This window comes from Rhodopseudomonas sp. B29 (assembly GCF_000333455.1).
Lineage (GTDB): Bacteria > Pseudomonadota > Alphaproteobacteria > Rhizobiales > Xanthobacteraceae > Rhodopseudomonas.
Map to the genome: position 1 here is coordinate 1 of NZ_BADD01000230.1, position 3256 is coordinate 3256.

General features: G+C 66.8%; 3 protein-coding genes and 2 pseudogenes. 3 read left to right on the top strand and 2 right to left on the bottom strand.

Annotation, left to right across the window (positions count from 1 at the left end):
* Positions 1–367, top strand: a 367-nt coding sequence (locus I5M_RS08170) for a U32 family peptidase (protein ID WP_022720953.1), incomplete at its 5' end; no start/stop codon positions are given.
* Positions 368–463: 96 nt separating this feature from the next.
* Positions 464–1384 carry a U32 family peptidase gene (locus I5M_RS08175; protein WP_022720954.1) on the top strand — a complete coding sequence of 307 codons (921 nt, stop codon included), beginning with the start codon at positions 464–466 and terminating at the stop codon, positions 1382–1384.
* Between the two features lie 262 nt (positions 1385–1646).
* Here I5M_RS08175 and I5M_RS08180 read toward each other — a convergent pair whose 3' ends face one another.
* Positions 1647–2435 (bottom strand): inositol monophosphatase family protein, encoded by a 789-nt coding sequence (locus I5M_RS08180; protein WP_022720955.1) that lies wholly within the window; start codon positions 2433–2435, stop codon positions 1647–1649.
* Positions 2436–2529: 94 nt separating this feature from the next.
* A pseudogene (locus tag I5M_RS08185) lies at positions 2530–2994 on the bottom strand (tetratricopeptide repeat protein); the annotation flags it as partial.
* A gap of 1 nt (position 2995) precedes the next feature.
* Between I5M_RS08185 and I5M_RS33575 the strand changes: the two are divergent.
* Positions 2996–3256, top strand: a pseudogene (locus tag I5M_RS33575) (adenylate/guanylate cyclase domain-containing protein); the annotation flags it as partial.

Here is a 3256-nt window from a genome sequence, read left to right on the forward strand (position 1 = left end):
GAACGGTGCGCTGGTGTCTCGGCTCGGCGACTTCACCATCAACAAATTCGCCAAAGGCGAGGCCGCGGCCTATCCGACGCTGTGCAAGGGCCGCTACCAGACCGACGAAGGCTCCGGCTATCTGTTCGAAGACCCGGCTTCGCTCGACGCCACCACGATGCTGCCGGATCTGCGCAAGGCCGGTGTCGCGGCGCTGAAGATCGAAGGCCGCCAGCGCGGCCGCGCCTATATCGAGCGCGTGGTCAAGACCTTCAAGGAAGTGCTCGCCGCGCTCGACGAAGGCCGGCCGCTGCCGGTCGACGCCTTGCGCGGCCTGACCGAAGGCCAGTCGACCACCACCGGCGCCTACAAGAAGACCTGGCGCTGATCAGCGCGCGTCTTCACTCGGCGTTCATCATCAAGGCGCGGCAAGCGCCGTGCAGAAAATAGCGTCGCAAGCGGCGCCATCACCGCGAGGGACATCATGCAACTCACGCTTGGACCGGTGCTGTTCAACTGGAACGCGGAGCTGTGGCGCGACTTCTACTTCCGCATCGCCGACGAGGCGCCGGTCGACAGTGTCGTGGTCGGCGAGGTGGTGTGCTCGAAGCGCTCGCCGTTCTTCGAGCCGCATCTGCCGGAGGTGATCGAGCGTCTCGCGGCCGCCGGCAAGAAAGTGCTGATGGGCTCGCTGGTGCTGATGTCGCTGCCGCGCGAGCGCAAGGCGATGGAAGGCCTCGCCGCCGATGGCGGCTTCATGATGGAGGTCAACGACCTCACCTGCCTGCGCATGGTCGGCGACAGACCGCACGCCATCGGCCCGTTCGTCAACATCTACAACGAAGCGACAGCCGGTTACTTCGCCTCGCGCGGCGCGACGCGGATCTGCCTGCCGCCGGAGCTGCCGCTGTCGGCGATCCGCACCATCGCCCGCGCCTATCCCGAGGTGACGTTCGAAGTATTCGCGTTCGGCCGCGTGCCGCTCGCCATCTCGGCGCGTTGCTATCACGCCCGCCTCAACAAGCTCAGCAAGGACAACTGCAAATTCGTCTGCGAGCAGGACCCAGACGGCCTCGCGGTGACGACGCTCGACGACGAGCCGTTTTTGGCGATGAACGGCGTCCAGACGCTGTCCTACACCTGCGCCAGCCTGCTCGGCGACATCGACAAGCTGAAAGACGCCGGCGCCGGCAGCCTCCGCCTGTCACCGCAGCAATGCGACATGGTGGCAGTGAGCACGCTGTTCCGCGACGTGCTCGACGGCAAGGTCGGCGCAGCAGAGGGCGCCCAGAAGCTCGATGCGTTGTACCCGCTGAAGAAGTCCAACGGCTTCCTGTATGCGAAGCCAGGTGCCGCGTTCATCACGGACAGCGGCGACGTGCGGCGGATCGTGCCGGCGGCGTAGGCCGTTTCGACTTCAACACACATTGCCGTCATCGGCGGGCTTGACCCGCGGATCCATCGTGCGCGTCAGCGCGCGCAAAAGGAAACTGTCGGTTGAAGGAAGATGGATCGCCGGGTCGAGCCCTGCGATGACGGACGAGGGGCGTGGCGGTGTCAGCGCGTTGGGTGGGCAAAGGCGCGTAGCGCGGTGCCCACGTGCTTGCTGCGGATCGTCGGCTAATAACAGCGCGTGGGCACGCTGCGCTTTGCCCACCCTACAAAGATTAGCTAAACGGCTTCAGAATCCGCGCCAGCTCGGCGTGGATCGTCTCGTTGCCGGCGACAATATCGCCGGTCTTAAGCACGTCGCCGCCGTTGATATCACCGACGGTGCCGCCGGCTTCGCGAATCATCACGATGCCGGCCGCGATGTCCCACGGCGACAGATTGCGTTCCCAGAAGCCGTCGAAGCGGCCGCCGGCGACGGCGCAGAGGTCGAGTGAGGCGGTGCCCATGCGGCGCATGCCGGCGACCTTGGGCTGCAGCGCCGCCATCTCGCGCTGGTTCTGGGCGAAGTCGCCGCGGCCGAGATGCGGCAGGCCGCAGCCGATGACACAGTCGTGGAGCTGGCGCCGGTTGGCGACGCGAAGCCGCGTGTCGTTGAGGAACGCGCCCTTGCCGCGCTCGGCGATGTACAGCTCTTCGTTGGCCGGATTGTAGATCACACCGGCGATCATCGTGTCGTCGCGCTGCAGGCCTATCGAAATCGCGAAGTGCGGGATGCCGTGGAGGAAATTGGTGGTGCCGTCGAGCGGATCGACGATCCAGGTGTGGCTCTTGTCCGAGCCCTCGCGGGTGCCGCCTTCCTCGCCGATGAAGCCGTAGCCGGGCCGCGCCTTGGACAGCTCCTCGTACAGCATCTCCTCGGCGCGCTTGTCGGCGAGCGAGACGAAGTTCGCCGGGCCCTTCAGCGACACCTGCAGGTTCTCGACCTCGCCGAAGTCGCGCTTGAGGCTGCGGCCGGCGCGGCGGGCGGCCTTGACCATGACGTTGATGAGAGCGGAATGGATCATGGTCTCGTCTTTCGACGGCGGGGCGCCGGTCTGCAGGATGGGGGAAATTGACGGCCGAAGGGGTGCCTTGCGGGCGCGGCGGCGTCAAGCCGCATCATTTGCCAGGGGCGGCATTGGCGTTGGCATTGTCCCCGCCGCTGCTGTTTGCGGTCTGGCCGCCGCCGCCGAGCCATTTGCGGGCATCGTCCTGGGCCTTGGTGCGATCAGCTTGGGGGAGCTGCGCCAGCACCTCGTCGAGCTGCAGGTCGCCCTTACCGGCGGTCCTGGCGATCAGGTGCCATTTCATGGCCTCGACGAGATCGCGCGGCGCGCCCTGGCCGGAGACCAGCACGTGGGCGAGGCGGTTCTGAGCGATCGGATTGTTGGCGCGCGCTGCCTTCCGCAGTAGCGCCACTGCGGCGACCTCGTTCTTTGGGGTGCCGGTGCCATTGTACAGCGCAATGGCATACTCCACCTGCGCGGCGGTGTTGCCCGCCAGGGCGGCCGCCTGAAGCAGCCGCACCGACTGCACCGCGTCCTTGGGAACGCCGGTGCCTTCCTTATAGAAGGTCGCCAGCGCGTTTCCGAATTCGATCGAGCAGTCGGAGATCCCATTCGGCGATGCGCCGCTCGGCGCGCGGCTGCGCGGTTTCGACCGAGACTTTCTCCGGGCACTGGCGGCCGGCGCCTCGTCCGGCAAGGTGGTGATGGGCGAAATCGGCGCGCACGGCGATGCGATCAGTCCGTCGCCGGGGCAGCGCGTCGCGGTGCGCCAGCAGACCAACATCCGAGCCCTCAATGTCTATGTCGATCGCGACGACGTGTCCGCCGGCGCCGCGTCG